The 26,465-nt window shown below is 63.2% G+C and carries 29 protein-coding genes and 1 pseudogene; 13 read left to right on the top strand and 17 right to left on the bottom strand.

The window, feature by feature from the left end:
- Nucleotides 1-77: 77 nt before the first annotated feature.
- The 4 genes from ABD884_RS01890 to ABD884_RS01875 form a co-directional block, all read right to left on the bottom strand.
- Nucleotides 78-941 (bottom strand): 3-hydroxyacyl-CoA dehydrogenase family protein, encoded by an 864-nt coding sequence (locus ABD884_RS01890; RefSeq protein WP_345034998.1) that lies wholly within the window; start codon nucleotides 939-941, stop codon nucleotides 78-80.
- Nucleotides 938-1,729 (bottom strand): enoyl-CoA hydratase/isomerase family protein, encoded by a 792-nt coding sequence (locus ABD884_RS01885; RefSeq protein ID WP_345034994.1) that lies wholly within the window; start codon nucleotides 1,727-1,729, stop codon nucleotides 938-940. The genes ABD884_RS01890 and ABD884_RS01885 overlap by 4 nt, the downstream gene beginning before the upstream one ends.
- The gene (locus ABD884_RS01880; protein WP_345034990.1) at nucleotides 1,729-2,958 is read right to left on the bottom strand and encodes a thiolase family protein; all 1,230 of its coding nucleotides are present in this window, start codon (nucleotides 2,956-2,958) and stop codon (nucleotides 1,729-1,731) included. The genes ABD884_RS01885 and ABD884_RS01880 overlap by 1 nt, the downstream gene beginning before the upstream one ends.
- A gap of 148 nt (nucleotides 2,959-3,106) precedes the next feature.
- Entirely contained in the window at nucleotides 3,107-3,763 is a 657-nt protein-coding gene (locus ABD884_RS01875; RefSeq protein WP_345034984.1) for a pentapeptide repeat-containing protein, read from the bottom strand.
- A 185-nt stretch (nucleotides 3,764-3,948) separates the two neighbouring features.
- On the opposite strand from ABD884_RS01875, the gene ABD884_RS01870 reads away from it, so the two are divergent.
- On the top strand, nucleotides 3,949-4,680 hold the full coding sequence (locus ABD884_RS01870) for a dienelactone hydrolase family protein (RefSeq protein WP_345034980.1): 732 nt from the start codon (nucleotides 3,949-3,951) through the stop codon (nucleotides 4,678-4,680).
- Here ABD884_RS01870 and ABD884_RS01865 read toward each other — a convergent pair.
- Nucleotides 4,673-6,151 carry an amino acid permease gene (locus ABD884_RS01865; RefSeq protein WP_345034978.1) on the bottom strand — a complete coding sequence of 493 codons (1,479 nt, stop codon included), beginning with the start codon at nucleotides 6,149-6,151 and terminating at the stop codon, nucleotides 4,673-4,675. The genes ABD884_RS01870 and ABD884_RS01865 overlap by 8 nt on opposite strands.
- Before the next feature lie 202 nt (nucleotides 6,152-6,353).
- Between ABD884_RS01865 and ABD884_RS01860 the strand changes: the two genes are divergently transcribed.
- From ABD884_RS01860 to ABD884_RS01840, 5 genes and pseudogenes are all read left to right on the top strand, one after another.
- The gene (locus ABD884_RS01860) at nucleotides 6,354-7,082 is read left to right on the top strand and encodes a CPBP family intramembrane glutamic endopeptidase (protein ID WP_345054381.1); all 729 of its coding nucleotides are present in this window, start codon (nucleotides 6,354-6,356) and stop codon (nucleotides 7,080-7,082) included.
- Between the two features lie 63 nt (nucleotides 7,083-7,145).
- Nucleotides 7,146-7,572 (top strand): annotated as a pseudogene (locus ABD884_RS01855) (VOC family protein).
- A 21-nt stretch (nucleotides 7,573-7,593) separates the two neighbouring features.
- On the top strand, nucleotides 7,594-8,547 hold the full coding sequence (locus ABD884_RS01850) for a 1,4-dihydroxy-2-naphthoyl-CoA synthase (protein WP_345034972.1): 954 nt from the start codon (nucleotides 7,594-7,596) through the stop codon (nucleotides 8,545-8,547).
- 9 nt (nucleotides 8,548-8,556) lie between these two features.
- A complete protein-coding gene (locus ABD884_RS01845) occupies nucleotides 8,557-9,690 on the top strand; it encodes an AMP-binding protein (protein WP_345034968.1) in 1,134 nt (377 codons plus the stop codon).
- 61 nt (nucleotides 9,691-9,751) lie between these two features.
- The gene (locus tag ABD884_RS01840; RefSeq protein ID WP_345034962.1) at nucleotides 9,752-10,633 is read left to right on the top strand and encodes a 1,4-dihydroxy-2-naphthoate polyprenyltransferase; all 882 of its coding nucleotides are present in this window, start codon (nucleotides 9,752-9,754) and stop codon (nucleotides 10,631-10,633) included.
- Between the two features lie 91 nt (nucleotides 10,634-10,724).
- Here the strand turns inward: ABD884_RS01840 and ABD884_RS01835 are convergent, their stop codons facing one another.
- A complete protein-coding gene (locus ABD884_RS01835) occupies nucleotides 10,725-11,033 on the bottom strand; it encodes a DUF4229 domain-containing protein (RefSeq protein ID WP_345034956.1) in 309 nt (102 codons plus the stop codon).
- 81 nt (nucleotides 11,034-11,114) lie between these two features.
- Between ABD884_RS01835 and ABD884_RS01830 the strand changes: the two genes are divergently transcribed.
- Complete coding sequence (locus ABD884_RS01830; protein ID WP_028265341.1) at nucleotides 11,115-11,492, top strand: PLD nuclease N-terminal domain-containing protein; 378 nt, start codon at nucleotides 11,115-11,117, stop codon at nucleotides 11,490-11,492.
- A gap of 117 nt (nucleotides 11,493-11,609) precedes the next feature.
- On the opposite strand, the gene ccsB is transcribed toward ABD884_RS01830, so the two are convergent.
- From ccsB to ABD884_RS01805, 5 genes are read right to left on the bottom strand one after another with little or no spacing between them, the layout of a single operon-like run.
- Nucleotides 11,610-12,674 (bottom strand): c-type cytochrome biogenesis protein CcsB, encoded by a 1,065-nt coding sequence (ccsB, locus tag ABD884_RS01825; RefSeq protein WP_028265342.1) that lies wholly within the window; start codon nucleotides 12,672-12,674, stop codon nucleotides 11,610-11,612.
- Nucleotides 12,674-14,359, bottom strand: coding sequence for a cytochrome c biogenesis protein ResB (resB, locus tag ABD884_RS01820; RefSeq protein WP_028265343.1), 1,686 nt, complete (start codon nucleotides 14,357-14,359; stop codon nucleotides 12,674-12,676). Before resB ends, ccsB begins: the two co-directional genes overlap by 1 nt.
- The gene (locus ABD884_RS01815) at nucleotides 14,359-15,114 is read right to left on the bottom strand and encodes a cytochrome c biogenesis CcdA family protein (RefSeq protein ID WP_345034943.1); all 756 of its coding nucleotides are present in this window, start codon (nucleotides 15,112-15,114) and stop codon (nucleotides 14,359-14,361) included. The genes resB and ABD884_RS01815 overlap by 1 nt, the downstream gene beginning before the upstream one ends.
- Nucleotides 15,115-15,128: 14 nt before the next feature.
- Nucleotides 15,129-15,749: a TlpA family protein disulfide reductase gene (locus ABD884_RS01810; protein ID WP_345054378.1), complete on the bottom strand. Its 621-nt coding sequence runs from the start codon at nucleotides 15,747-15,749 to the stop codon at nucleotides 15,129-15,131.
- 2 nt (nucleotides 15,750-15,751) lie between these two features.
- Nucleotides 15,752-16,417, bottom strand: a complete 666-nt coding sequence (locus ABD884_RS01805; protein WP_345034940.1) for a histidine phosphatase family protein — start codon at nucleotides 16,415-16,417, stop codon at nucleotides 15,752-15,754.
- A gap of 202 nt (nucleotides 16,418-16,619) precedes the next feature.
- On the opposite strand from ABD884_RS01805, the gene ABD884_RS01800 reads away from it, so the two are divergent.
- The 3 genes from ABD884_RS01800 to ABD884_RS01790 all read left to right on the top strand — a co-directional run bounded on the left by ABD884_RS01800 (nucleotide 16,620) and on the right by ABD884_RS01790 (nucleotide 18,993).
- Nucleotides 16,620-17,168 (top strand): YceI family protein, encoded by a 549-nt coding sequence (locus ABD884_RS01800; protein WP_345034935.1) that lies wholly within the window; start codon nucleotides 16,620-16,622, stop codon nucleotides 17,166-17,168.
- A 183-nt stretch (nucleotides 17,169-17,351) separates the two neighbouring features.
- Nucleotides 17,352-18,038, top strand: coding sequence for a hypothetical protein (locus tag ABD884_RS01795; RefSeq protein ID WP_345034928.1), 687 nt, complete (start codon nucleotides 17,352-17,354; stop codon nucleotides 18,036-18,038).
- Nucleotides 18,039-18,270: 232 nt separating this feature from the next.
- On the top strand, nucleotides 18,271-18,993 hold the full coding sequence (locus ABD884_RS01790; RefSeq protein WP_345034926.1) for a hypothetical protein: 723 nt from the start codon (nucleotides 18,271-18,273) through the stop codon (nucleotides 18,991-18,993).
- 74 nt (nucleotides 18,994-19,067) lie between these two features.
- On the opposite strand, the gene ABD884_RS01785 is transcribed toward ABD884_RS01790, so the two are convergent.
- Complete coding sequence (locus ABD884_RS01785) at nucleotides 19,068-19,790, bottom strand: redox-sensing transcriptional repressor Rex (RefSeq protein WP_035741354.1); 723 nt, start codon at nucleotides 19,788-19,790, stop codon at nucleotides 19,068-19,070.
- Nucleotides 19,791-19,841: 51 nt separating this feature from the next.
- The gene (locus ABD884_RS01780) at nucleotides 19,842-20,096 is read right to left on the bottom strand and encodes a glutaredoxin family protein (RefSeq protein WP_028265351.1); all 255 of its coding nucleotides are present in this window, start codon (nucleotides 20,094-20,096) and stop codon (nucleotides 19,842-19,844) included.
- Between the two features lie 105 nt (nucleotides 20,097-20,201).
- On the opposite strand from ABD884_RS01780, the gene ABD884_RS01775 reads away from it, so the two are divergent.
- The gene (locus ABD884_RS01775; protein WP_345034916.1) at nucleotides 20,202-21,020 is read left to right on the top strand and encodes an HAD family hydrolase; all 819 of its coding nucleotides are present in this window, start codon (nucleotides 20,202-20,204) and stop codon (nucleotides 21,018-21,020) included.
- 239 nt (nucleotides 21,021-21,259) lie between these two features.
- Here ABD884_RS01775 and ABD884_RS01770 read toward each other — a convergent pair whose 3' ends face one another.
- From ABD884_RS01770 to ABD884_RS01760, 3 genes are all read right to left on the bottom strand, one after another.
- Nucleotides 21,260-21,358 carry a 30S ribosomal protein bS22 gene (locus ABD884_RS01770; protein WP_003792170.1) on the bottom strand — a complete coding sequence of 33 codons (99 nt, stop codon included), beginning with the start codon at nucleotides 21,356-21,358 and terminating at the stop codon, nucleotides 21,260-21,262.
- 172 nt (nucleotides 21,359-21,530) lie between these two features.
- Entirely contained in the window at nucleotides 21,531-21,743 is a 213-nt protein-coding gene (locus ABD884_RS01765) for a helix-turn-helix domain-containing protein (RefSeq protein ID WP_028265353.1), read from the bottom strand.
- Between the two features lie 158 nt (nucleotides 21,744-21,901).
- A complete protein-coding gene (locus ABD884_RS01760; RefSeq protein ID WP_345034906.1) occupies nucleotides 21,902-23,059 on the bottom strand; it encodes a 3-deoxy-7-phosphoheptulonate synthase in 1,158 nt (385 codons plus the stop codon).
- A 318-nt stretch (nucleotides 23,060-23,377) separates the two neighbouring features.
- Between ABD884_RS01760 and ABD884_RS01755 the strand changes: the two genes are divergently transcribed.
- Nucleotides 23,378-24,391 carry a LacI family DNA-binding transcriptional regulator gene (locus ABD884_RS01755; RefSeq protein ID WP_345034902.1) on the top strand — a complete coding sequence of 338 codons (1,014 nt, stop codon included), beginning with the start codon at nucleotides 23,378-23,380 and terminating at the stop codon, nucleotides 24,389-24,391.
- On the opposite strand, the gene ABD884_RS01750 is transcribed toward ABD884_RS01755, so the two are convergent.
- Nucleotides 24,381-25,085 carry a FadR/GntR family transcriptional regulator gene (locus ABD884_RS01750; RefSeq protein WP_345034893.1) on the bottom strand — a complete coding sequence of 235 codons (705 nt, stop codon included), beginning with the start codon at nucleotides 25,083-25,085 and terminating at the stop codon, nucleotides 24,381-24,383. The genes ABD884_RS01755 and ABD884_RS01750 overlap by 11 nt on opposite strands.
- Nucleotides 25,086-25,165: 80 nt before the next feature.
- Between ABD884_RS01750 and ABD884_RS01745 the strand changes: the two genes are divergently transcribed.
- The gene (locus tag ABD884_RS01745) at nucleotides 25,166-26,464 is read left to right on the top strand and encodes an alpha-hydroxy acid oxidase (protein WP_345034889.1); all 1,299 of its coding nucleotides are present in this window, start codon (nucleotides 25,166-25,168) and stop codon (nucleotides 26,462-26,464) included.
- Nucleotide 26,465 lies beyond the last annotated feature (1 nt).

Below are 26,465 nucleotides of genomic sequence, written 5' to 3'. Positions count from 1 at the left end.
ATTTAATGTCGTTATGAGGCCTGAGAACGACAACAAATGCGAGCTAGTTGGGCCCGGGGCCCGGGGGGCGTAAGAACTCACTCAGTCCAGTCGAAGAATCCCTTGCCGGTCTTGCGTCCCAGTTCGCCGCGGGCAACCTTGTCGCGGAGAATCTGCGGAGGTGCAAAGCGCTCCCCCAGCGTCGACTGCAAGTATTCGGCAATGCCGAGCCGCACGTCCAAGCCCACGATGTCCGTGGTCTTGAGCGGTCCGGTGGGGTGCTTGTAACCGAGCACCATGGCGGCGTCGATGTCCTCAGCCGAAGCAACCCCCTCTTCGACCATACGCATCGCCTCCAGAGCGATCGCGACGCCCAGCCGCGAGGACGCAAAGCCAGGGGCGTCATGGACGACGACGGCGGTCTTGCCGAGTGCCTCGGTCCACCTTTTCGCCGTGGCAGCGAGCTCGGCCGAGGTCTCCTTGGCGAGGACAACCTCGATGAGCGTGGAAGCCGGAACCGGGTTGAAGAAGTGCAGGCCCACGAAGTTGGCAGGCCTCCTGAGCTGCGAAGCCAAGCCTGTCACGGAAAGGGACGAGGTGTTGGAAGCCAGGAAGGCATCGGCGGAGAGATGCTCCTCCACGGCTTTGAGGGCTGCAACCTTGAGCTTGTAGTCCTCAGGTACGGCTTCCACCACCAGCCCGCAATGGACGAAGGAACCGTAGTCGGTGGACGTGCTGAACCGGGACAGCACTTCCTCTGCCGGTTCGCTTAGCGCACCGCGGGCAGCGGACTTGGCCACGGCGTCAGCGACCCGATCTTGCGCACCGGCGGCGGATTCGTGGTCTCGCTCGACGACCACTACCGTGGCGCCCTTGATCAGGAACGCGTGGGCGATCCCGGCACCCATGCGGCCACCGCCGAGGACACCAACGACATGTGGGATGGAGGGAGCTGCTGTCATTTCCGGGTCCTGTCTGGGTTGTCGCTGCTCTGCTTGTCGTTTTTCTTGTCCAGGAACGCCTGCATGCGGTCGAACTTGGCTTGCGATTCGAAGAGCATGCCCTGTGCCAAGGTGTCGATCACGGGATGTGCCCCGGCCGGTGCGTGAAACACCGACTTGGTGATCCTCACGGCAAGGGGATCCTGCCGTCCGATCCTATCCGCAAGGCTGTGGGCAGCTTCCATCAACAGTGGAGCTTCGTGGATCTGGGTGATGAGGTTGATGCGGAGGGCTTCCTCAGCCCGGAGGACAGCCCCGGCCAAGAGGATTTCCTTGGCGATCGGTTCTCCCACGAGTTCCTTGAGTCGCCAAGTGGCTCCGGCCGCGGCCATGATGCCCAGCCCGGTTTCCGGGTTGCCGATCCGCACGCTAGGGGTGCCAATGCGAAAGTCCGCGGCGTAGGCGAGTTCGGCACCGCCTCCGAGGCAATAACCGTCCAAGGCCGCGATGACGGGCATCGGCAGCTTCGCGATTCGGACGAAGATGGTCGAATTGATCCCGCGCAGGGCATCGTCACGGCGGCGTTCCCTCAGCTGGCCGATGTCCGCGCCGGAGGCAAAGACACCATCGACGCCGGCGATAATCAGGATCTTCGGCTCGCGTTCAAGGTAATCACACACCAGATGGAGCTCGTCCACCATCTGTTGGTCGATCGCATTGCGGACCTCGGGCCGGTTAAGGAGCACCGTGACCCGGTCTTCGCGTTCCTCGATGAGCAGGGTTCCGAATCCTTCGGAGTTCAGTGCCATTACATGCCTTCCAAGAGGATGGCAGCACCTTGTCCGACGCCGATGCACATCGTTGCGAGGCCTATCTTCCGAGCCTGCGCGCTACCGGCGAGCTCGCGTTCCATGCGCCCCAGCAAGGTAATGACGATACGCGAGCCGCTGGAACCCAGCGGGTGCCCCAGGGAGATCGCGCCGCCGTCGTTGTTCACAATGTCCGGATCCAAGCCCAAACGCCGCATGCTCGCGAGCGATTGCGTCGCGAAAGCTTCGTTGAGTTCGACGGTGCCGAGGTCACCGACGGTGAGCCCCGAACGGCCCAGGATTTTCTGGGTGGCCGGAACCGGGCCGATGCCCATGATTTCCGGCTCGCAACCGGCCGAACCGCCGTCGATGATGCGTGCCCTCGGGGTGAGTCCGAACTTCTCGATGGCGGCCTCCGAAGCGACGATGATGGCGGAGGCGCCGTCGTTGAGCGAGGAGGAGTTGCCGGCCGTGACAACGGAGCCCCCGGCAACCACGGGACGGAGGCCGGCGAGGACTTCCGCAGTAGTCCCTTCGCGGGGGCCCTCATCGGTGTCCACGACAGTTTCGCCCTTGCGGGTCTTCACTGTGACCGGAACGATTTCGTCCTTGAAGCGGCCACCGGCGATGGCCGCCAGCGCGCGTTGGTGCGAGCGGACCGCGAACGCGTCGGCCTCTTCGCGGGAGATGCCATCCACGCGGGCGACTTCCTCAGCCGTTTCCGGCATGGAGTAGGTCATCTTTCCGCCCCGGGAGAGCTCGCCCTTGGTGAAAAGCGGGTTCGCGAAGCGCCAGCCGATGGAGGTGTCGAAGATTTGGCCCGGCTTGGCGAAGGCTGCGGAGGGCTTCTCCTGCACCCATGGGGCCCGGCTCATCGATTCGACGCCGCCCGCCACCACGATGTCCGCAGCGCCCGCCTTGATCATATGGCTGGCCATGGTGATGGCGCTCATTCCTGAGGCGCAGAGGCGGTTGACCGTGATGCCGGGGATGTGGAGGGGCAGTCCCGCGAGAAGGGTGGCCATGCGGGCGACGTTGCGGTTTTCCTCGCCAGCGCCGTTGGCGTTGCCCAGGATGACTTCGTCGATGGCGTCGGGATCGACGCCGGCGCGGGCCACGGCCTCGCGGATCACGAGGGCTGCCAGGTCATCGGGCCGGACAGCGGAGAGTGCGCCGCCGTACCGGCCTACAGGGGTGCGGGCACCGCCAACAAGAAAAGCCTCGACCATGAGAACATCCTTCGCGAAGGGAGCGGGGCCGGTGAATAATTTACCGACCGTTCGTTCTATAAAGATTACACGGCGCCGCCATGGGGTCAACCACCCAGCCGCCAACTGGCACACGGTGGACTGCCACGTGGCGGTACCGTCGCCTCACTCAGATCACCCGAATACCCAGATGACCGGCCAAAAGCGGGGCCATCAGGCTGAGCTGGTAATCATCGATGACCACGCCGGACAAACCGCCCAGTCCATTGACCATCCGGAAATCCGAGCCACGCAGGTCCACATCCTTGAACTTCGCCCCTGTGACATCCAGGGTGCCAATGGTGCAGTCCTTGAGCACCATCCGCGTCGCAGTGCAGGCCCCGAGGTCGAGCTCGTTGATGATGCACCCCGTGATCACGACATCCGTCAGTTTGGATCCACGCAGGTTCAGGAAGTCCAGCTTGCCGCCGTCGATCTTTACCGAATGCCAGGTGCCCTCATACATCTCCGCGGATCCCCAACGCGGATTGCTGATCGCCACCTCGCGCCACGAGGTGCGCGCAGCGTTGAATACGGGCGCGTAGGGCTCGTTCAGGATGCAGTCACGGAAGGTCGCACCCCGCAGCTGGGCCTCGTTGAAGGAGACCCCGTTGAATTCGCACTCGATGAAGTCCGATCCGCTCAGCTCCGCCCCGTCCGCCACCGCGCGGGTGAGCCGGACGCCGTCGTACCGTTCGCCGCGCTGGAAATCCGGGGCAGGCTCGTCCCGGAGTTCGTCGAGCCTAATGGGGGAAATCCGGGGCGCCACCACCTTGGATGCCGCCATCAGATCGCCTCCGTGAGCATCTGGATGGCGATAATGTGCTGGCTGAGAGTGGTGCTGTGGTCCATGCATCGAGCCTAACGGCGCCAGCCGACAAACCGCAGACAATGACACTTGCGCGGACTGCCGGGATGGCAAACACTAGGCCTACGCCCGCGATCCGATCTGCCAATGAAAGGCTTCCACCCATGGCGCACGTCGATTTGAGCACGGAGAGTGTGGCAGCCGGGGGCTCGCGTACCCTGCGGGGGTACCTTGCGGAGCCCGCCGGCGAGGGGCCGTTTCCCGGCGTCGTGCTCGTTCATGAGGCCTTCGGGCTCGACGACGTGATGCGTCGCCACGCGGACCGGCTCGCCGAAGCCGGCTACTTGACCCTCGCCGTCGACCTCTACAGCGACGGCGGAGCAAGGCGCTGCCTCGTAGCGACCATGCGATCCCTCATGTCCGGCGCCGGCCGGGCATTCACCGACTTGTCCACGGCACGCTCCCGGCTCCGCAGCGACCCCAGGTGCACCGGAAAAGTGGGGGTCATCGGGTTCTGCATGGGAGGCGCATTCGCCCTGCTCGCGGCCCCCGACGACTTCGACGCCGCTTCCGTGAACTACGGGCAATTGCCGCGCGACCTGGAGCAGGCCCTGGAAGGCGCATGTCCGGTGGTGGCCAACTACGGTGCGAAGGACCGGACCCTGCGGGGAGCGGCCGCGAAGCTGGAAGCCGCGCTCACTAACCTTGGGATCGAGCACGACATCAAGGAATTCCCGACGGCGGGCCACGCCTTCATGAACGACGTTCCTGTGGGACCCCGGCCGCTACGGCCCCTGATGCGGGTCATGGGCATCAAACCCGATCCGGCCGCCGCGCCTGAGGCATGGCAGCGGATCGAGGAGCACTTCGCGAAGCACCTGAAGGGGACTAGCTGAAGAGGTGGCTCTTGGGCTCGTTGTTCTTGATCTTCTGCCAGCCGAGCCACAGCACCAAGGCGAAGAACGGGATGGTCGCGAGGGTCCAGATACCCAGGGGGAACACCTCACCCGTGGCCTTGTCCGTCATAGTGTCCATACCAATCAGCACGGTGATGGCCAGGAGTGCCACCAGACCAACCCAGCTGGTCCATGGGGAACCCGGCATGGGCAGGCTGGAGACGTTGCCCTTCTTCTTGCGCAGCGCAATCTGGCTGGCGAAGATGGAACCCCAGGTGAAGATGACACCGATCGAGGCGGTGTTCAGCGCGAGGTCGAAAGCATGGGAGCCGCCCAACCACATGTTGAGCACGATGCCCGTGAGGTACACGGCGCCGATGGCCAGGATGGCGGCGTAGGGCACGTGGCGGGTGGACATCTTGGTGAGCCACTTGGGGGCATGTCCATTGTTGGCCATGGTGCGGAAGATGCGGCCGATCGAGTAAAGGCCCGAGTTGCATGAGGACAGCGCAGCGGTGATGACGATCATGTTCATGACGTCGCCCATCCACGGCAGGCCCATCTGGCCAAACACCGTGACGAACGGGGAGGTGCCTGCGTGGTACTGGTCCGAGGGCAGGAGCATCGCCAGGAGCGTGACGGAACCGACGTAGAACACCACAATGCGGATCACGACGGCGCGAATCGCCTTGGGCACTTCGCGTTCCGGGTTCTGCATCTCGCCGGCCGTAATGCCGACCAGTTCGATGGCGTTGTAGGCGAAGATCACGGCGTTCAGGACCAGGATCATCACCAGTCCGCCCTTGGGGAACATGCCGCCGTCGGCAGCGAAGAGGTTGCCCACGGAAGCGTGGCCAGTGCCGACCTGTGCGTTGGTGACCACCATGAAGGTGCCCACGGCCAGGAAGGTCAGGATCGCGGCGACCTTGAGGCAGGAAGCCCAGAATTCGAACTCGCCGAAGGCCTTGACGCTGAACAGGTTGACGGCAACCAGCAGCACCAGCGCAGCGATGGCGGACAGTTCAACGGGGACGTTCGGGAAGAAGAACTGGAAGTACAGGCCGATGGCGATGAGTTCGGCGATGCCCGTCATGGCCCAGTTGATGAAGTACATCCAGCCGGAAAGGAAGGCGCCCTTCTTGCCGAACATTTCGCCGGCGTAGCTGACAAAGGAGCCGGAGGTCTGGCGGTACATGATCAGTTCGCCGAGCGCCCGCATCAGCAGGTAAGCGATGACGCCGGCAATGGCGTAGGAGAAAATCAGGGCGGGCCCGGTGGAGGCCAGGCGTCCACCCGCACCCATGAAGAGGCCGACGCCGATCGCGCCGCCCATCGCGATCATCGTGACGTGGCGGCGGCTCAAGGTCTTCTGGTAGCCCTCGGCGCTGAGGTTGTCGGAAGCGGCAGCGATACTGGGCGCGGCCAAGTTTCCTGGGGCGCGCTGAAGGTCGGTTGTCGTGTTTTGAGGCACAGTTTTTCCTTGTGGGTTGAAGGAGACGCCGGCCATGGCTTCACGTGCATCGGCACAGACAATTCGAGATTTTGGCCTGTTGGCAAGTCGAATCAGTGGCGAGATCATGGAAGCGTCGAAGGTAAATCCGGCAAATCCATCTTACCCGGTGAATTCGACGGAGGGTGACGCGGGCAACAAAGAGGGACGCTACGCTGGACACATGGGCACTATTCCGCCGGCCGGCAGGCTGTACCGTTTCACGGGCCTGGACGCTGCGGCTTTCGGACTATATGTGGCGCTGGCGGCTGTTCTGAGCCTCGCGACGGCCCCTGTGACAGCCATGGCGGAGCAGATCTTCCCCGACCCCGCTACGGCCGTCTTCGCGATCAACCTCGCTTTCTACGCGTCGGTCGGCCTGGTCGCGGTTACGGCTGCGAGGCGCGTCATTCGCCGCGACCTCCTGATTTTGGCCACGCGTCCGTGGTTCACGCTAGCCATGATTCCCTTATCGATCGTTGCGATGCTGGTGCTCACTGCAGTTCTCGTGACAGTTACCGGCTCCGTCAAGGAATCGCAGAACCAACTGGGCCTCCAGTCGCTGGTCCAGCAGCTGCCGGTATGGTTCGTGGTGCCGTTGCTGGTGGTGCTCGGTCCTTTTGTGGAGGAATACCTTTTCCGGCACTTGCTCATCGGCAAGCTGTCCCGGCACGTTAATGTTTGGCTCTGCTGCGTCTTGTCCGTGCTGTGCTTCGCCGCCATCCACGTGGTGGGGCGTGAAGGCCTGGTCCTTCCCGCGCTGGTTCCGTACCTCGGAATGGGCGTCGTCCTGGTGGCTGTCTACGTCTGGACGGGAAAGAACGTAATGTTCTCCTATTTCGTCCATGCAGCCAAGAATCTCTTGGCCGTCCTGCTGATCTATGCCATCCCGCCGCAACTGCTGGGCGGATAACCACCCGCCCCGCCCCAACTAGCTCGCATTTGTTGTCATTATGAGGGCCCATAGCGACAACAAATGCGAGCTAGTTGGGCGCCCCGGACCGGAACTGTCCTCGCCGATTGGTGGGCCGAAACGCTCGACTGGATAGTGGAACCCCAGGACGAAGCGTTCATCCGTTCCATGATCGATCAAGGCTTCGCCGCGGAGGCTGAAACCATGACCCACCAGGGCAAACTCGTGTGGAAGGACGGCGCCGCTATTGGCCCGTCGGAGGACCAGGACAAGGAACACCCGCAGGCGCTTCCTGTTCCAGGCCGCCAAGGAAGACAAGACCGTCAAGAACCGCGTCCACTGGGACGTACGCCTCAACGGCCAGGACAAGGACTGGGTCCGCGCCGCGTTGGAAGCCCGGGGCGCGAAATACCTCTGGACCGCCAAGCAAGGCCCCCACGAATGGCACACCATGGCCGCTCCCGAAGGCAACGAGTTCTGCATAAGCTGAGCGGATTACTACACTCGGAGGGTGAGCAACGACTTCCCAGCCAAGGTATCCGACGTCTTTGACCCATCGCGCTGGCGCACTGTGTCCGGTTTCGACGATTTCCAGGACATGACGTACCACAGGCAGGTGGAGCGGGACGCAGACGGGAAAGTCACGAAGGACCTCCCCACAGTCCGGATTGCCTTCAACCGCCCGGAAGTCCGTAACGCCTTCCGGCCCGGCACAGTTGACGAGCTCTACCGCGCCATGGACCACGCCCGCATGACCCCGGATGTCGCCACGGTGCTCCTCACCGGCAATGGTCCGTCCCCCAAGGATGGCGGCCATTCCTTCTGTTCCGGCGGCGACCAGCGGATCCGCGGCAGGGACGGGTATCGCTATGCTGACGGCGAGACCCAGGAGAGCGTCGACCCCGCCCGGGCCGGCCGCCTGCACATCCTGGAAGTCCAGCGGCTCATGCGGACCATGCCCAAGGTGGTCATCGCCGTCGTGAACGGCTGGGCAGCTGGCGGCGGGCACTCGCTGCACGTCGTCTCGGACCTCACCATTGCCTCGCGCCAGCACGGCAAGTTCAAGCAGACCGACGCTACCGTGGGAAGTTTCGACGCCGGATACGGCTCTGCGCTTCTGGCCCGCCAGATCGGGCAGAAAGCCGCCCGCGAGATCTTCTTCCTGGCCCGCGAGTATTCCGCGGAGGACATGGTCAGAATGGGTGCCGTGAATGAGGCCGTGGACCATGAGCGCCTGGAGGAAGTTGCCCTGGAGTATGCCGCGGATATAGCCCGCCAATCCCCGCAGGCCATCCGCATGCTCAAGTTCGCCTTCAACTTGGCCGACGACGGCCTGGCCGGCCAGCAAGTCTTCGCGGGTGAAGCCACCCGCCTGGCCTACATGACGGACGAGGCCGTGGAGGGCAAGGAAGCCTTCCTTGAGAAGCGCGATCCGGACTGGTCCGCCTTCCCTTACTACTTCTAGGACTCGCCCGTGAACATCGATCCCGTTCTCAAGGCCTTGGCCGCCGCCCTCCACGGGGAGGGTCCCGCCGTCGGAATCGTCGCTGCGGAGGACGGCACCCCGCGTGCCGTCGCGGTCGAAACGCCCGGTTTCGAGGACGCCGCAGTGGTGGTCCGCACCTCGGGCTCCACCGGAACGCCCAAGGCCACAGTGCTCACGGTCGATCAGCTCGCGGCTTCCTCCATGGCCACGGCGATGGCGCTCCGGGGCGAGGGACAATGGCTCCTTGCCTTGCCGTTGCAATTCGTTGCCGGGGTCCAGGTGTTGGTCCGTTCCCTTTTCGCCGGAACGCGTCCATGGGCCATGGACCTCTCGAACGGCTTCACTCCGGAGGCCTTCACTGCCGCCGCCGGGGAGCTGACGGACACCGTCCGCTTCACGTCCTTGGTGCCCACCCAGTTGCAGCGCCTCCTGGACTCGCCCTCCGCGGAAACCCTCGCGGCCCTCCGCCGCTTCAACGCCATCCTCCTGGGCGGGGCGCCGGCACCCGCCGCGCTGCTGGACGCCGCCAGGGAGGCCGGGGTGAAGGTGGTGACCACCTATGGCTCGGCCGAGACGTGCGGCGGTTGCGTATACGACGGAAGGCCGCTGGACGGTGTCAGCGTCCGGCTCGACGACGACGGCCGGGTCCTCCTGGGCGGCGACACCGTGGCTTCCGGTTATCTGGACGCGCCGGAGGCGACTGCCGAGGCGTTCTTCGACGAGGACGGCACCCGTTGGTACCGCACCAACGATCTCGGGGAGCTCGCAGGCGACGGTACACTCACCGTGCTGGGACGGGCCGACGACGTCATCATCACGGGCGGTGTCAAAGCCTCCGCCGCATTCATCCAAGCTGAGCTCGAAAAGTTCGACGGCGTGACGGCGGCTTTCGTGGCCGGGGTCCCCTCCCGGGAGTGGGGCCAGGCGGTGGCAGCATATGTTGCCGTCGAGGACAGCTCCGCGGAAAGCATTGAGGACTACAAGGCCCGCTGCCAGGAATCCCTGGGGGCCCTCGCTCCCAAAACGGTGCTGACCACGGACGGGCTCATCATGCTCCCCAATGGAAAGCCGGACAGGCTGGCGATGATCGAGCTGCTCACCGAGGTGCATCAGGGAGAATAGACATAGCCCCCTGATCATCATTTGCCTTCCCCCCAATGCGAAACAACACGAGGTACTGAACGTGGCAACAGCTGCACAATGGATTCAAGGCGCCCGCTTGCGCACCCTGCCGGCGGCCATCGCGCCAGTGCTGATCGGCACAGCGGCCGCCTACGAGCTGCAGTCTTTCCGGATCTTGAATGCCATCCTCGCTGCCCTTGTGGCGCTGCTGCTGCAGATCGGGGTCAACTACGCCAACGATTACTCAGACGGCATCCGTGGCACCGATCAGGACCGGGTGGGTCCGCTCCGACTGGTAGGTTCCGGCGCGGCACGCCCAAACCATGTCAAGTGGGCGGCATTCGGCGCGTTCGGCCTCGCCATGATGTTCGGCTTGGTCCTGGTAATCATGACGCAGACCTGGTGGCTGCTCCTGGTGGGCATCGGCTGCGTACTCGCCGCGTGGGGTTACACCGGCGGCAAGAATCCGTATGGCTACATGGGCCTGGGTGACTTGTTTGTCTTTGTCTTCTTTGGACTGGTGGCAACCTTGGGTACCACCTACACGCAGGCCGGACAAGTGAGTCTTCCGGCGGTTATCGGCGCCATTGGAACAGGATTGATCGCCTGCGCCCTGCTGATGGCCAACAACGTACGGGATATCCCGACCGACATGGTGGCCGGCAAGCGGACCCTGGCGGTGCGGCTTGGCGACCGGCATGCCCGTGAGAGCTACGTCCTGATGTTGGCAGTCGCCATCCTGCTGGTTGTGGTGCTTGCACCGACCAGACCGTGGATGCTGATCGTATTGCTGCTGATCCCGGCCTGCCTCATGCCGGCATGGCTCATGGTCAACGGACGGAAGCGCAAGAGCCTTATCCCGGTGCTGAAGCAGACCGGCTTGATCAATCTTGGCTATAGCGTCTTGTTCTCGCTGGGCCTGATACTGAGCCACGGCTTCTAACGCTCGTTCATATGAGGTGAGCGAGCGTCCTCCCCCGACGCTCGCTCACATATGTCGCGTTTCGGCCCGACGCTCCTGCAGCTTTAAGCCTCTAGGCTTCCTTGGGGCGCCGATCGTTCTCGACAGCAACCGCGGGGTTTTCATCCACCAGACGGTCCTCGACCTCGGCATCTTCAATTTCCAATGCGGAGCGGATGGGCTTGGCGCGGCCGGAGAAACGCTCACGCATGGATGCCGTGGCGGCGTCGCGCTGCTTCTTGAAAAACAGGTAGCTGATAGCGAACGCGATGAGGCCCGCGAAAAGTGCCGCAAGCAACAAACCCGTCTGCAGCAAAGCGAAGATGATGAAGAGCGGGACGAAGAGCGCAAGTCGGATCAGGGAGTATTTGAGGAAAGCCACGAATCAAGTTTAGCGTCCCAGCCTGATTGCACTCTGAACGGACAGCTATCGCGGAACTCTACGGCGACTAGACTTGACGGTATGCTCCGCGTTGTTGTAGTTGTCGCCGTCTTGCTCGTCTTCGTCTATGGGCTGGTGGACGTCATCCGCACGGATCGGCGCACCACACGGGGGATCTCCAAAACCGCTTGGATAATCGTGATGATCCTGCTGCCCGTGCTTGGCGCGCTTCTCTGGTTCCTGATTGGCCGCCCCTACACCATCCGCCCCACCCCGCAGCCGGCGAGCCACCCCATCGCTCCCGACGACGACCCCGATTTCCTCCGCAACCTGGAAATCCGCCGCCGGAACCAGGCCGAAGCCGAACGGCTAAAGAAGCTCAAGGCCGAACTCGAAGCCAAGGCACGCAAACTCAAGGGTGGTTCCAACGCCGAAGACAGCGGTGACGTCAACACCTGACACACCGTTCCTGACCTCTTTTGAAACGCGAACGACGGCGACACGCCCGCCTGTGCGGAGTGTCGCCGTCGTCGTTAATTCAATAAGGGTCAGGAATGGTGCGGACCCCGCCCCGAGCTACTGCGGGAGCCCCGAGTATGAGTGCAAGCCGTTGAAGAACACGTTGACCACGGTGAAGTTGAAGATCACGCACAGGTAGCCCGCAATGGACAGCCAAGCCGCGCGGGTTCCCGTCCAGCCGCGGGTGGCGCGCGCGTGCAGGTAGCCGGCGTAAACCACCCAGATCACGAAGGTCCAGACTTCCTTGGTGTCCCAACCCCAGAAACGGCCCCAGGCTTTCTCGGCCCAGATGGCGCCGAACATGAGGGTGAAGGTCCAGCCCACGAATCCCACGGTGTTGATGCGGTAGGACAGGTTCTCCAAGCTCAGCGCGTTCGGGACGAGCCGCATGAAGCCCAGCTTGTCCACGCCGCCGGCCGCCAAGGTTTTCTGCCGGTGCGATTGCAGCAACTGCAGGGCTGACATGGCGAACGTCAGGGTGAACAGGGACGCGGACATCACGGCGATGGAGACGTGGATGACCAGCCAGTAGCTTTGCAGCGCCGGAACCAAGTGGCCTACCGGGGTCCAGTAAGTCACCGACGCCGCCGTCATCATGATCACGGCCAGACCCAGGACGAAGGTGCCCAGGAAACGCAGGTCTCGGCGGATGAGCGAGAGCAGGAAGACTGCGACCACCAGGAAAGCACCAGTGGTCAGGAACTCGTACATGTTGCCCCACGGCACACGGCCTGCGCCGATCGCGCGGGTGATGACCCCGGCACCGTGGATCGCCACGCCGATTATCGCGACAGCCACGGCCACGCGGGCGGGAATGCGGCGCTCGGCGGCATACTTCATGTCACCGCCGGCGGTCTGGCTGACGGAGGTGATCGCCGACGTCGGACGCTCAGTACGGCCGGCAGGTCCCCCGACGTCGTTCCCACCCGCACGGCCGGCGGCGACCGGAACCTTGGCCTCGGCTGCCACCGAAGAGGCCGCCTTGAGGTCCACTGCCCTCAGCACTTTGCTGCTCTTGGCGAGGTCCCACGCGAAAGCGATGAACGCCACCGCGTAGGTGCCGGCCGCGAGCAGCATGAAGAGCTCGCTGTACTGGCCCATGGTTTCGTTGATGGGGAGCATTACTGGTCCTTCGAGGTTGAGGAAGAAACGGTGTCGGTGGACTGTTCCGTGGGGAGCAGCCATTCACGGTGCAGCAATTCGCGGATGGCGGCGGCTTCGCCGGCAAGCCTGTGGTCCTCGCCGCGGGCAAGGAGACCATACTCCACCATTGTGCGCCCATCGTCGTGGGTTCCCGTGCGGACCCATACGCGGCGACGGTTCAGGTAGAGCGAGAGAATCAATCCGGCAACCGCCAAAAGCGCAAAGACGAGCGCAGTGGCTTGGCCCGGGTTGTGGTGGATATCAACGCCAACGTACTTCTTGACGCCGTCAAAAGTGATAGTGCCTTTGCCGTTCGGGAGCGTGTAGGTGCCGCCCGGGGCCAGTGCGATGGCCTTATCAGCCATGCCGCGGCCATTGAGCGGGGTCAGCTTTGCTACGTCGAGCTCGAACACGTTCTGCGGGGTGCCCTTGTTCAGGCCGAGATCGCCGTAGTACGAGTTGAGGTTCAACTGAGGGTTGATGAGCTCGGGATCGCCGCTGTAGGCGACACCCGTGTCGGTCACCATCGCGGTAGGCAGGAAGAATCCTGCGAAACCGAGCTGATCGGGCTTGGCATCGGGAACTTTGATGACTACCGAAGAGTAGTAGTTGTCCCCTTGCAGCTTGGCCACCACTGGTCCCTGCATGGCGACCTTGCCGGCGCCGTCCCGGACAGTCACCACGGGAGCGTAGCCATTACCCGTCAGGTAGATGCTGGTGTCGCCCAGCATCACGGGGTCGTTCACCTTGAGGACCTGCTTCTTGGCGGGCGCATCCGGGGTGTCCTTGGTGGTGACGTCCGCCGTGAAGTCGATGGGCTGGCCGAAGTGCGCCGGCGACTCGCGATCGAACTGGACGTCGAACTTGTCCAGCTGGATGGAGTACGGCTGGAGCCAGCTGCTCTGGAAGTTGGTCCCGGGGCTGAATTGGTCATAACCCACCAAGGTGTTCACGAAGGTGTCGCCTTCCACCAGGATCCGCTGGCCGCTGTACCCGAACAGTCCGCCGACGGCCACCGAAACCAGCACCCCGATCAGCGATGCATGGAAGACGAGGTTGCCCACTTCCTTGAGGAAGCCGCGCTCGGCACCCAGCGAGGGCATGGCGCCGTCGACGTCGCGCACTTCCACGCGGTAGCCGCGCTTCTTCAGCACTGCGGCGGCATCCGAAATAGCCTTCGACGCCGGGATCCCGGCGTCGGCGGGCAGCACCAGCGTGCCGTACTCCGGGAGGCGGGAAAGACGCTTGGGGGTCCGCGGCGGCTGCGAGCGCATGGCCTTGTAGTGGGCGATGGCCCGGGGCGTGACACACCCGATCAGGGAAATGAACAGAAGAATGTAGATGGCCGAGAACCAGGCAGAGGAGTACACGTCGTACAGCTGCACAGAGTCGAGGAGCTTGCCATAGTCCGGATGGTCGCTGATGTACTGCGTCACGATCGAAGGGTTCGCGGGACGCTGCGGGAACAGCGAACCGGGCACCGCCGCGACTGCCAGGAGCAGGAGCAGGAACAGGGCAGTACGCATGCTGGTCAGCTGGGTCCAGGCCCAGCGGAGCATGCCCAGGATCCCGAGGACCGGCAGGGCTGCCTCGGCTTTAGCCGTGTCAATTGCTTTATCGGCTGACTTCTTGGACTTCTTTATACCTTGCACGGGCTCGCTCATCAGATCGGCAACTTCACATCGGTTTGGAACCAGTACTGCAACCCGGTCACCCAGGTGCCCCACACTCCTGTGGCCATCAGGACTCCGAGGAGGATCAGAATGCCCCCGCCCATCCGCTGGATAGCCAGGCGGTGCTTGCGGAAGAAGGACATGACGCCCATCCCCCGGCGGACTGCGAGGGCGATCAGCAGGAAGGGAATACCCAGCCCAAGACTATAGACAAACGCCAGAAGTGCCCCCTTCGCCGCGGACGATCCCCCGGAAAGGCTGAGCAACTGGACTGCGGAATAGGTGGGACCAATACAGGGTGCCCAGCCCAGCCCGAAGGTGATGCCCAACAACGGCGCACCCCACAGTCCGGCAGGGGGCTTGGCATGGATTTTGGCGTCACGCTGCAACCAGCCGAAGCCGCCCAGGAAGACGACGCCCATGATAATCACCAGTACGCCCAGCAATTGGGTGATCCAGGCGTTCTGCGGGCCCGTGATGAGGGTCCCCAGTTGGCCGAAGGCACCACCAAGCAGCACGAAAATCAGGGAGAAGCCAAGAACGAACAGACCGATCCCTGCGAGCATGCGCCCGCGCTTCTGCCTCTGGAGGTCGACGCCGGTCAGCCCGGTCACGTAGCCGAGGTAGCCGGGTACCAAAGGCAGGACGCACGGCGACAGGAAGGACACGAGTCCGGCCAGCAAGGCCACGGGGATGGCCAGCAGCAAGGAACCGCTCAGGATGGTCTCGGCGAAAGGGCTGTTCACGCTGTCCGGGCCACCTACTCGGCAACCGCGGTGGTGATGAGTGCTTTGAGGGTGCTCTTCTCGATCTCGCCGAGGACGCGGGCAGCAACTTTGCCCTCTTTGTCCAGGACCAGCGTGGTGGGCACCGCACCGGGAGGCACGATGCCGGAGACAGACAGCAGCACCGCGCCGTCCTTGTCATTGAAGCTGGGGTACGTGAGGTTGAACGTCTGGTCGAACGCATCGGCGGTCGCCTTCTCGTCCCGGAGGTTCACGCCGTAGAACTGGACGCCTTTGCTCTTGAATTCCTGGTGCAGTTCTTCAAGGAGCGGAGCCTCGACCCGGCATGGGGCGCACGCCGCGAACCAGAAGTTGAGGACCGTGACCTTGCCGATCAGGTCCTTCGGGGCTACGGCGGTTCCGTCAAACAAAGTGCCTTTGAGCTCGACGGCGGACTTACGGTCTGCTTTGGCGAATTCGGTCACCGAACCGTCCCCGGCGACGTAATTCTTGTTGTCTCCGGCTTTGGCTTGCTGGGCAAGCGCGTCTTCCTGGGCGCAGGCGGACAAACCCATGGTCAAGGCAGAGAGGGCCACTCCACCGACGGCGAGGAAGCTCCGGCGGGAGGTGGCCTTGCTGTTGCTTGTTCGGTCCATTGTCATGCTCCGGGGGTCCTCGCGGCACCGGGCAGTAGCACGGCGGCGGGTTCGCTGTACTCCACCCGCACGATCTTGCCTTCGTCGCCGAACACCAGTGACGTCAGGGAGGTCAGGGTGCATTCGCGCTTGCGGGGATCGTGCCACAGGCGGCGGCCTTCCGCGCTGAGGCGCGTGGCGTAGATGGGAAGCTGGTGGCTGACGAGGATGGCTTCCGCGCCGTCGCCACCGAGCTCTATGGCCTTCAGGCGGGCGTCTTCGACGGCGGCACGCATGCGGGTGACCTGATCCTGGTAGGACTCGCCCCAGGACGGACGCAGCGGATTGCGGTACTCGATCCAGTGCTTGGGCTTGATGAATTCGGAGATATTGGCTTTGAGTCCTTCGAAGTGGTTCCCGGCCTCGATGATCCGCGGTTCCGTGTGGATCCGGAGGTCCAACGCCTGGGAAGTGGGAAGGGCGGTTTCCTGCGCGCGGGTCAACGGCGAGGAGACAAGGTGGACGATGTTCGCCCCCTGCGCGGCGCGGGCAGCGAAATGCTCCGCGAGCATCTTGGCCATCTCGCGGCCGCGTTCGGAGAGGTGGAATTCCGGCAACCTGCCGTACAGAATGCCGTCGGGATTGTAGACCTCGCCATGGCGGAGCAGATGGACAGTTGCTTGGGGCATGTTTACCAGTTTCTCAAAGATGGCGGGCGATCTGAAATCTTCTACGTTTCGTAGAACTGAAAGTTTCTTCAGAATGTTCCCTCTAGGTGGAATAAAAGATGTATTTGCATGTTTATACTGGGCACAAGGTTCGGTTGACACTTCAACTAAGCTTGATCGAACGCCCGATGACCTACGACCACACCTTCCCAAGGAGAACCCCATGACTCTTCCCGCAAACGTCACCGCCGGCGTCTGGACCCTCGATAACTCCCACAGCGAGATCGGCTTCAGCGTCCGGCACGCGGGCATCAGCAAGGTACGCGGCCAGTTCACCGAAGCCGACGCCACCCTGGAACTCGGTAGCAGCCTGAGCGATTCCAAGATCACCGCCACCATCCAGACCGCCAGCTTCGGCTCGGGCGACGCCAACCGCGACGGCCACGTCAAGGGCGAGGACTTCTTCGACGTGGAGAAGTTCCCGGTAATCACTTTCGTTTCCCGCCACGTCACCGCCAACGGCGACGGCTTCGACCTCGTGGGGGATCTGACCATCAAGGGCGTCAGCAAAGAGGTGACCATCGAAACCGAATTCAACGGCGTAGCGGTGGACCCGTTCGGCAACACCCGCGCAGGCGTCTCCGGTGAGACCACCATCAGCCGCAAGGACTTCGGCCTGACCTGGAACGCAGTGCTCGAAGCCGGTGGCGTCCTGGTCAGCGACAAGGTCGTCATCAACCTCGAACTGGCCTTTATCGCACCGGCGGCTTAATACCCGCGGCTCCTCGCCCGAATGGCGCTTTCGGCGCTGCACGCAATTCATCGTGCAGCCCCGAAGGCGCCATTTTTTTGTTGCGGAATCACCCGCCCATTGTTCGGCCAAATCCCGATACTTAGCGGCGAATTAGCCAAGAATTTCCTAGGAATCCTTAAACCTCAGGTCTAAAGTGATGCCATGAGTAACCCAAATGAAGCTCCTCAGCCTCAGCAGCCCGGTGCCCAGCCACCGCAGCCAGGCAATGTCCCTCCTGCGGGTTACCAGCCTCCGCAGGGAATCCCGGAACCCCCTTCATACCAAGCACCACCCTCCTACCAACAGCCAGCCCCGGGCTACCAGGCGCCTGGACTTGGCTACCCCCAGCCAGGGCAACCCGCTTATGGCATGCCCCAGGCCGGCGCGAGCACTGCCCCGCCCGCCGGACTTGGCTATCCTGCCCCCGCGCGGAATACCTTTGGACTCCACTTCAACAACGTCGCACAGCGCTTTCAGGACACTACAGGCGTGCCGCAGCAGCTGACCGTTTCCTACTGGTTGTGGGTTGCGGCTGCAGCTTTGGGTGTTGTCGCCAGTTTCATCAATATCTTCACGGTCCGCGGATTGTTCGGAGAAATGATGGTGGGCCCAGGAATTGTGGGCCTGATTTTCAGCCTGATTTTCGCGGCGCTTTACATTTTCATTGCCATCCGGCTCAAAGAGGGCTCGCGCTGGGCACGGCTTGTCCTGACCATCCTGGGCGCGCTAGCGGTGTTTTCCCTTCTATTCCAAGTGATCACCCTGAATCTCAACTTCATCGGATCGGCGGTAGCCGTCGCGGCAGCGGTCCTGATGTGGCTTCCGGAGTCCAAGAGGCACTTCGCGTAGCAGCTCCCAGCGCCTAGCACCGAAGGCCGCGGCAGGTCCCACAAGGGCCCCGCGGCTTTCCCTTGCCCCCGCACCATGACGATGGAGCTCCGTCCACATCATTCCGGGAGAATTCTTCCCGTGAATCAGCCACGGCGTAGTGCCGCCGGGGTACGGTGGAATCAAGCCGAGCTGGGGGCAGGGCACGTTGCACCCGGCAGCCGTATCAGCAGTCGAATCGCAAAGGAATGCCATGAGCACCCCTCCGTATCCGCCATCCACTCCCGGCGAAAACCCCACCCCTGAGCAGCCACAGTACGGCCAGCAAGCCCCGCAACCGGGTCAACCCCAGTACGGCCAGCCTTCCGTCCCGCAGTACGGCCAGCCTTCCGTCCCACAGTACGGCCAGCAAGCCCCGCAACCGGGTCAACCCCAGTACGGGCAGCCTTCCGTCCCACAGTACGGCCAGCAAGCCCCGGTCACGTGGCCAAGCCAGCAGCCCGCGGCGACCTCCGGTATCCCCCAGCTAGTCAATATTTCATTCTGGCTCATCATTGCCGCCGGTGTGCTGACTCTGATCGGCATCCCGTTCGTCGTCGCTTCGCTGAATTCCCCGGCGGGCAAGAACATGATCGACCAGGCTTTGACGGCGCAGGGAGCCAACGCTTCAGGCATAGACACCAGCAGCTTCATCAACATCATGGTGACCATCCTGGTGGTCTTCTCGGTCATCTTTGCCGGGCTCTATGCGCTGGTTGCCTTCAATGTCCGTAAGGGCAAGAACTGGGCCCGCATCCTGGGAACCGTCTTTGCGGCAGTTTCCCTCCTCGGCCTGACCCAGATCGGCCTCGGGACTATCACCATCCTCTTGGGCATCGCCGCAATCGTGATGTTGTACTTGCCGGGCTCAGCACCGTATTTCCGGAAGGCCCAGCCCTTCTCGAATCCTTACAGCCAGGCGCCATACGGCCGCTAGGCTTCTGTTCCCGGCCTCGCTGTCTGGAACAACACGAACCCGAAACCAGCAATGGGCGCAGACCCCGGCCCGGCCTAAACGGCCTGGCCCGGGGTCTGCGCCCGTTGTGCGTGATACGCAAGGATCTGCAGCTCGGTGGCCATGTCCACCTTGCGCAGATTCACATGGGGTGGAACCTGCAGCAGCACGGGAGCAAAGCTGAGGATGCTGCGGATTCCCGCATTGATGACTCGGTCGCAGACGTCCTGGGCAACCGCGGCGGGCAGAGCCAACACCACCATGTTTGCGCCGGTCCGTTTGAGGACCACTTCAAGATTCGCGGCATTGCTGACCCGCAGCCAGCCCACTTCGTTCCCGATGATCATGGGATCTGCGTCGAGGATTGCCACCACGTCAAAACCGCGCGACTCGAATCCGCCGTACCGCGCCAAGGCCTTGCCAAGGTTACCGGCGCCCACAATGGCGACTTTCCAATCGTGGGTCAGGCCGAGCGCAGCCGCGATGTGCCGGCTCAGATACTGGACCTCGTAGCCCACGCCACGCGTTCCATACGAACCAACGTAGGACAGATCCTTGCGGAGAGTGGAGGAGCTGACTCCTGATGCCTCGGCCAACGCCTCGGAGGAAACCCGTTCCACTCCTTCGCCCAGCAGGGAATTCAGCGCGCGCAGGTAGAGCGTCATCCGGGCCACGGCCGCGGGTGGTATTTGCTTGGCGGCAGGGTCCCTGTCCGTAGGCACAGCATCCCCGGGTACTGCTTCGGCGGACGGTTCCAGCGCAGTCACGTTCTTCTCCATTGCATCGCTTTGTTTTCCCACTCTATTGCCAACAAAGCACTGCATGCATGTTCAGGCAGCCAAGGCCTTCTTCAAGACGCGCACCAACCGCGCCTCATCAATCTTCCAGAAATCCCGCTGGACTCCGTCCACGAACACCACCGGAATCTCCTCGGCATAGCGCTCGCGCAGGGTCGGGTCGGCGTCGATCGACTGTTCTGTCCACCCGAGCCCAAGGCTTGAGGTCACGCGTTCGACGGCGTCACGCGCCGCGGCGCACAGGTGGCAGTCAGCTTTGGTGAGGAGCACGACGTCGGGGTTTGGCATGTTTCAAAGGTATCAACTCGACGCCCGCGGCCCGAAGACTCGACGCGGAAGGCTTCGGCAGCTCCGCGAACGGCACGGGGCCGGGCGATTGACTAGACTCATGGCATGCCCGTCGAGAAGAACGCCGCTGCGGCCACCGCGCCGGCCGCAACGCAGCAGCACGGCGAAGCTGCATTCTTCGACGTCGACAACACCCTGATGAAGGGTGCCAGCCTTTTCCATGTTGCACGGAAGATGTACGAACGCAAGGCGTTCACCCTCTCCCAAGCTGCGGGATTCGCCTGGAAGCAGTTCAAGTTTGTCCTCCGGGGCGAGAAGATGGAGGACGTCCATTCCGTCCGGGATTCCGCGCTGGTCCTTGCTGCGGGCATCAAGGTGTCCGAGATCAGGGAGCTGGGCGAAGAGGTCTACGACGAGATGATCGAGTCCCGGATCTGGCCGGGTACCAAGGCCCTGGCCGAACAGCACCTGCGTGTTGGCCGGAAGGTGTGGCTTGTGACGGCCACCCCCATCGAGGTCGCCACCGTCATTTCCACGCGTCTCGGTCTGACGGGCGCCCTGGGTACCGTGGGCGAGGTTGAAGACGGCGCGTATACAGGCCGATTGGTCGGAGAGATCCTGCACGGTCCGGCCAAAGCCGTGGCCGTACAGCGCGTAGCGGACGAACAGGGCCTTGATCTGAACCGCTGCTGGGCATACAGCGATTCACATAACGACATCCCGCTGCTCACTCTGGTGGGCCACCCGGTGTGCATCAATCCCGACGCCAAGCTACGCCGCCATGCGCGCGAGAACAATTGGCCCGTCTATGACTTCCGATCAGGCCGGAGGGCAGCCACGCTGGGCCTCAAAGCCGCAACGGTCGGCGGCGCCGTCTACGGCTTGTGGCGGGGTTTCTCCAAGTTCCGCGGCCCGAAAGCCTAGCTTCCACGTCCCTCGCTCAGCTATGACCACCTAACCAGCGACGCTCGCTCACCTATGAAGCCAAATGACGGAACCCTCCTGCACATCATCACGTGAAGGAGGGTTTGCCGTTTTGCCGCGATAGGTGAGCGGGCGTCGTCGAAAATGGCCGCATGCGTGAGCGGGCGTCGGCCGGGGATGCACGCAAAAATGCCCGCAGCCTCGAGAGGCGACGGGCATTCACGCTGTAGGAAGTATCTCTACTTCTTGTTGCGGCGCTGGTGGCGAGTCTTGCGAAGCAATTTGCGGTGCTTCTTCTTGGCCATACGCTTGCGGCGCTTCTTAATAACTGAACCCACGTAAGTTCCTTACCAAACTAGATTGAGATTCTGTCTGCTGGGTGAGGTCCTTGAACTGAGCAATAGACTTTACAACTGACAGATTCTTACAATGACGTAAAACGTTCCTTAACAGGGTACCGCCTATCGGGGGTACCCAATGACCGCCGGTCCGAAAGGAACCCAGCAAGACTCAAGCGGTCTCCGAGTGTCCATCGACAACCGCGCCTTTGAGGTAGTTGCCCACTGCTTCCTCGGGGACACGGAATGATCGCCCAAATCGGACGGCTGGCATTTCTCCTGAGTGGACCAGGCGGTACACGGTCATTTTGGAAACCCGGAGGACTTCGGCGACTTCAGCCACAGTCATGAAACGCGCGTTCGAGAAGTTAGCCTCTGCGGACATTTCTCCATATTCCTTTGCTCTCAGCTGTTAGCGGCGACCCCCAGCATTCATTACCTGGCGTGCCGATGCTGAGCCATCAAACAACCATGTGCTAGACACTCTAGAGGCTAGAGGTACCAAAGTGAAAGTATTTCGGCCAACTCAGAGCTTGGTTTCGGCTAGTCCTCAGCCGCCACCCGACGCTTGCGGGACGAGGCAGCCAGTTGGTCCAAAACGGACACTGTGACGTCCCACTCCATGCAGGCGTCGGTAACGCTCTGGCCGTACACCAGCTCCTGTTCGCCAGTCAGCTGCAGCTCCACATCCAGGTTCTGGGCCCCTCCCACCAGGAAGCTTTCCAGCATGATCCCGGCGATCGGCGACGCTGCACCATCCTCCAGCTGGGCACCGATCTCCAGTGCAACCTCGGCCTGGCGATGGTGGTTCTTGCCGCTGTTGGCGTGGCTCGCGTCCACGATCAGCCGGGGATTCAGCCCCTTTGCCGAGAGCTTCTCCGAGGCCGCAGCGACATCGTCCGGAGAGTAATTCGGCCCCTTGCGTCCACCGCGCAGAATCACGTGGGTATCCGGGTTCCCCGAGGTCGCAACGAGGGCGGCGCGGCCATCGCCGTCGATCCCCAAGAATGCCTGAGGGGCGGCGGACGCACCGCAGGCATCGATCGCTACTTGGAGGTCGCCGTCGGTCCCGTTCTTGAAGCCGATCGGCATGGACAGCCCGGAGGCCAGCTGACGGTGGATCTGGCTCTCGGTGGTACGGGCACCGATGGCTCCCCACGCAACAAGGTCGGCCATGTACTGCGGACTGATCGGTTCCAGAAACTCGGTAGCCGTCGGCAGGCCCAGGGCCGTGACTTGCTGCAGGAATCCCCGCGCCGCCCGGAGCCCGGCGGCGATGTCATGGCTGCCGTCGAGGCGGGGATCATTGATGAGGCCTTTCCAACCCACCGTGGTGCGCGGCTTCTCGAAGTAGGCCCGCATGACGATCAGGAGGTCTTCCTTGTGTTTCTCCGCCTGGCTGACCAGCCGGCGCGCGTATTCCAGGCCCGCTTTCGGATCGTGGATGGAACACGGGCCCACGATCACCAGAAGGCGGTCGTCCACGCCGTCCATGATGGCGCGGACTCCATCGCGTCCACGCTCGACGACGGCGGAGGCCCTCGCGTCCAGCGGCAGTTCAGCGCTAATTTCCTGCGGTGTGGGGAGCGGTTCGAATCGACTGACGCGCAGGTTCGACGTCGGCTGCGCGGCGATGGCCTCGACGCCGGCGTTCTCGGCGTCGGAGTGATGTGTAGCGAGCTCTGCGGCGATGCTGGTCATGAAAGGGGTCCTGTTCCGAAAGAGGAGCGGACCCTGGTCAGAGCCCGCCTGGAAATGGCGAAGGGCAGAGAATGATCTCTGCCCTGTTGGCTCTGAAGGAAAGTTGGATGCGTGTCAGTTAGACGCGGGCCCCTCCAGAGCCAACGAAAAATACGCATACCAACGGTTAGTCATAGCCAAACCATAGCTTCGGCTTGGCAACGTCCGCAAATCGAAATGCAACGACATCAAGGGAAACCGTTTCCCCGCGCACTATAAACTTCACCTTAGAACAACGTTGCCCGCCCATGAGCAAGCAGGCAGCCCAGGAAGGAAACCATGCCAGGCAGAAGAAATAGCCGGCGGGTGGGCATCGCAGATGTGGCATCCATGGCCGGCGTTTCGCATGCCACCGTTTCCCGTGTCATGAACGGTAATACAACCGTCGACGCGGACATTGCTGCGCGCGTTCGCGCAGCCGCCTCCGAGCTGAAATACAAGCCGAACCCGGTCGGACGAAGCCTGGCCCTCGGCAAAACAGACACGATTGGAATCGTGGTTCCAGACCTGTCCAACCCCACATTCCAGGCCATTCTTCGCGGGCTGAGCATTGCCGCGGCCCGCGACGGCTACCGCGTGCTGATCGCCGACTCTTCCGAGGTCTCCAGTGAAGAGGCAATCCTCGCGGGGGAAGCACGGAGGCGTTGCGACGGCGTCGTCCTCTGCGCCCCTCGCATGAGCGACGCCGAACTCGAAGAACTCGCCCCCACGCTCTACCCGCTCGTCCTCATCAACCGGACCACCGAGTCGGTTCCGACGCCGAGCCTCGTGGTGGACTATGGCCAAGGCATCCAGGAACTTGCCGCCCATCTCGTTGGGCATGGCCATCGCAAACTTGCCTATCTGACGGGACCGGACCGCAGCGCGTCCAACGTGCAGCGGCTCCGCGGGCTCGAGAAGTTCAAGGCAGAGTTCCCGGACGTCCAACTGCAATTCCTTCCCGGCGGCAACACGTTCGACGCCGGATTCGAGTCGAGCGACGCCGTCGCCTCATGCGGCGCCACCGGCATCCTCGTCTTCAACGACGTCGCGGCGATGGGCCTCTTGAGCGGACTGAGCCAGCGTGGGATCCGCGTGCCGGAAGACTTGTCGCTCACGGGCTTCGACGACATGCCGTTTGCCCGCTATACCATGCCTCCCCTGACCACCGCCGCCGTGCCCATTTCCGACCTCGGCGATCTTGCGTGGCGGCGCATGCGTGAGCAGATCCAGACCAACGACGCCGCGTCCCCCACGAACTACTTCCCGCCGCGGATTGAGCTAAGGGGCAGCACCGGACCCGTCAAGGCCTAGGTTCCGCAGGGGCCTGCCCTAGCCCGGCCTCACGGTAGTACCCCTCGATGTGGGAGGCCACGAGCGTCGCCGCCCGGCCGCCGTCGCCATCGGTCACTGCCGCCAAAATGGCGCGGTGCTCGGACCGCAGGCGCTGGGCGGTGCTCTTCCAATTCGGCAGATTTGCCGTGAGCGCCTCGGCGTACCCCTCAATCGCTTCACGCAGCGAGCCCATGATGGTGCTCACCACGGCATTTCCCGCGGCTTCCGCAAGCGCCAAGTGGAAAGCCACGTCCAGCGCAAGGAAGTCGTCGACGGCAGGACTCACGTCCATTTCGTCCAGGAGCCTCGCTGCTTTCTTGAGTTCGGGGGCGTCGGCTTTCGCGCGGGACACCGCCCATGATTCGAGCAGGACCCGCGTTTCCACGATGTCGGCGACAGGCAAATGCTGCGTGGCCACATGGAGGCGGAGCGCCGAGCCGAGTGCCGCCGCCGGTTCCGCGATGACCACCGTTCCAGCGTCCTTGCCTGAGCCCACGCCCGCCCGTACGACGCCCATTGCCTCGAGGATCCGGATGGCTTCGCGGACCGATGTCCTTGAGACTTCCAGCTGTTCGGCCAGCGCCCGCTCAGCGGGAAGCCGGCCGCCCAGCAGCAAGTGCCCCTCGGACAATTGCTTTTCGATCCACCCCAGGACGAGCTCGTGCGTGCGCATTGATAAATAGTAGTTGATGTGGTCGGACCACATAGCCTAGAGTGTGGTCCAACCACATAGTCGACTCTGGAGACAGCACCATGACGCAGACCGCCCAGCCGAGCAGCGCCCCTTCCGGTGAGGTGCCGACGAACGTCCCCACCGCCGTCGGGCGCCCTGCCGCGCTCAAGCGCCGGGTTCCCAAGTATTCGGACCTTGCGCCCCTGATGAAATTCAAGAAGCCCGAGTTCAGCAACTCGGCAAAGCTGCTCCGCGCATCCACCATCTGGGAACTGCGGGACATGGCCAAGCGACGCACTCCCCAGGCACCGTTCGATTACACAGACGGTGCAGCGGAGGCGGAGATCACCCTTCGCCGGGCCCGCCAGGCGTTCCAGGACATCGAATTCCGGCCCGGGATCCTGCGGGACATCTCCGGCGTCGACCTCAGCATGGCCATCCTGGGCAAGCAGTCCCGGCTTCCCTTCGGCATCGCACCCACCGGCTTCACGCGCATGATGCAGTCAGAGGGTGAGTACGCGGGATCGCAGGCTGCCGAAGCCGCAGGCATTCCCTACACTCTGTCCACGATGGGCACGGCCTCCATCGAGGACGTTGCAGCGGCAGCGCCGAACGGACGGAATTGGTTCCAGCTATACCTGTGGACCGACCGCGACCGCTCCCTGGAACTGATCGAGCGCGCCGCCCGAGCCGGAAACGACACCCTCATGGTCACGGTGGACACCGCCGTCGCGGGCGCCCGGCTGCGGGATGTCCGCAACGGCATGACCATTCCGCCGGCGCTTACGGTGAAGACCGTGCTGGACGCCTCCTACCGGCCCGCCTGGTGGTTCAACTTCCTCACCCACGAACCGCTGACCTTCGCCTCGCTCTCCCTCTACACAGGCACCGTGGCGGACCTCATCAACTCCATGTTCGATCCCACGCTGACCTTCGATGACCTCGACTGGCTGCGGGAGACCTGGAAGGGCAAGCTGGTGGTCAAGGGCATCCAGACGGTCGAAGATGCCCGCAAAGTGGTTGACCACGGTGCGGACGGCGTAGTCATCTCCAACCACGGCGGCCGCCAACTCGACCGGGCCCCGATTCCGCTGCACCTCGTTCCGGAGGTTGCCGCCGCGCTGAAAGGCAGCAATGCCGCCGTCATCCTGGACACGGGCATCATGAGTGGCGCGGACATCGTGGCAGCCTTGGCCCTCGGTGCCGACTTCACGCTGATCGGCCGGGCCTACCTCTACGGGCTGATGGCCGGTGGCCGGGCCGGCGTCGACCGCACCATCCAGATCCTGGAGAAGGACATGGCCCGTACGATGGCCTTGCTTGGAGTCACCAAGGTTTCGGAACTCAACCCGGACCACGTGCGGTTGCTGCAGCACTAGG

The sequence above is a fragment of the Arthrobacter methylotrophus genome, from assembly GCF_039539965.1.
GTDB classification, from domain to species: Bacteria; Actinomycetota; Actinomycetes; order Actinomycetales; family Micrococcaceae; genus Arthrobacter; species Arthrobacter methylotrophus.
Note: the sequence above shows the minus strand (reverse complement) of the source record. Positions and strands in the feature narration are given on the sequence as shown.

Bases quoted from the DNA above. Each gene is read 5' to 3' on its own strand.
- ABD884_RS01890 (WP_345034998.1), bottom strand. From the start codon at position 941: ATGACAGCAGCTCCCTCCATCCCACATGTCGTTGGTGTCCTCGGCGGT.
- ABD884_RS01760 (WP_345034906.1), bottom strand. From the start codon at position 23,059: ATGACCAGCATCGCCGCAGAGCTCGCTACACATCACTCCGACGCCGAG.
- ABD884_RS01875 (WP_345034984.1), bottom strand. From the start codon at position 3,763: ATGGCGGCATCCAAGGTGGTGGCGCCCCGGATTTCCCCCATTAGGCTC.
- ABD884_RS01830 (WP_028265341.1), top strand. From the start codon at position 11,115: ATGCTCCGCGTTGTTGTAGTTGTCGCCGTCTTGCTCGTCTTCGTCTAT.
- ABD884_RS01785 (WP_035741354.1), bottom strand. From the start codon at position 19,790: ATGGAGAAGAACGTGACTGCGCTGGAACCGTCCGCCGAAGCAGTACCC.
- ABD884_RS01780 (WP_028265351.1), bottom strand. From the start codon at position 20,096: ATGCCAAACCCCGACGTCGTGCTCCTCACCAAAGCTGACTGCCACCTG.
- ABD884_RS01790 (WP_345034926.1), top strand. From the start codon at position 18,271: ATGAGCACCCCTCCGTATCCGCCATCCACTCCCGGCGAAAACCCCACC.
- ABD884_RS01805 (WP_345034940.1), bottom strand. From the start codon at position 16,417: ATGCCCCAAGCAACTGTCCATCTGCTCCGCCATGGCGAGGTCTACAAT.
- ccsB (WP_028265342.1), bottom strand. From the start codon at position 12,674: ATGCTCCCCATCAACGAAACCATGGGCCAGTACAGCGAGCTCTTCATG.
- ABD884_RS01885 (WP_345034994.1), bottom strand. From the start codon at position 1,729: ATGGCACTGAACTCCGAAGGATTCGGAACCCTGCTCATCGAGGAACGC.
- ABD884_RS01795 (WP_345034928.1), top strand. From the start codon at position 17,352: ATGAGTAACCCAAATGAAGCTCCTCAGCCTCAGCAGCCCGGTGCCCAG.
- ABD884_RS01755 (WP_345034902.1), top strand. From the start codon at position 23,378: ATGCCAGGCAGAAGAAATAGCCGGCGGGTGGGCATCGCAGATGTGGCA.
- ABD884_RS01870 (WP_345034980.1), top strand. From the start codon at position 3,949: ATGGCGCACGTCGATTTGAGCACGGAGAGTGTGGCAGCCGGGGGCTCG.
- ABD884_RS01800 (WP_345034935.1), top strand. From the start codon at position 16,620: ATGACTCTTCCCGCAAACGTCACCGCCGGCGTCTGGACCCTCGATAAC.
- ABD884_RS01765 (WP_028265353.1), bottom strand. From the start codon at position 21,743: ATGTCCGCAGAGGCTAACTTCTCGAACGCGCGTTTCATGACTGTGGCT.
- resB (WP_028265343.1), bottom strand. From the start codon at position 14,359: ATGAGCGAGCCCGTGCAAGGTATAAAGAAGTCCAAGAAGTCAGCCGAT.
- ABD884_RS01860 (WP_345054381.1), top strand. From the start codon at position 6,354: ATGGGCACTATTCCGCCGGCCGGCAGGCTGTACCGTTTCACGGGCCTG.
- ABD884_RS01745 (WP_345034889.1), top strand. From the start codon at position 25,166: ATGACGCAGACCGCCCAGCCGAGCAGCGCCCCTTCCGGTGAGGTGCCG.
- ABD884_RS01880 (WP_345034990.1), bottom strand. From the start codon at position 2,958: ATGGTCGAGGCTTTTCTTGTTGGCGGTGCCCGCACCCCTGTAGGCCGG.
- ABD884_RS01750 (WP_345034893.1), bottom strand. From the start codon at position 25,085: ATGCGCACGCACGAGCTCGTCCTGGGGTGGATCGAAAAGCAATTGTCC.
- ABD884_RS01775 (WP_345034916.1), top strand. From the start codon at position 20,202: ATGCCCGTCGAGAAGAACGCCGCTGCGGCCACCGCGCCGGCCGCAACG.
- ABD884_RS01810 (WP_345054378.1), bottom strand. From the start codon at position 15,749: ATGGACCGAACAAGCAACAGCAAGGCCACCTCCCGCCGGAGCTTCCTC.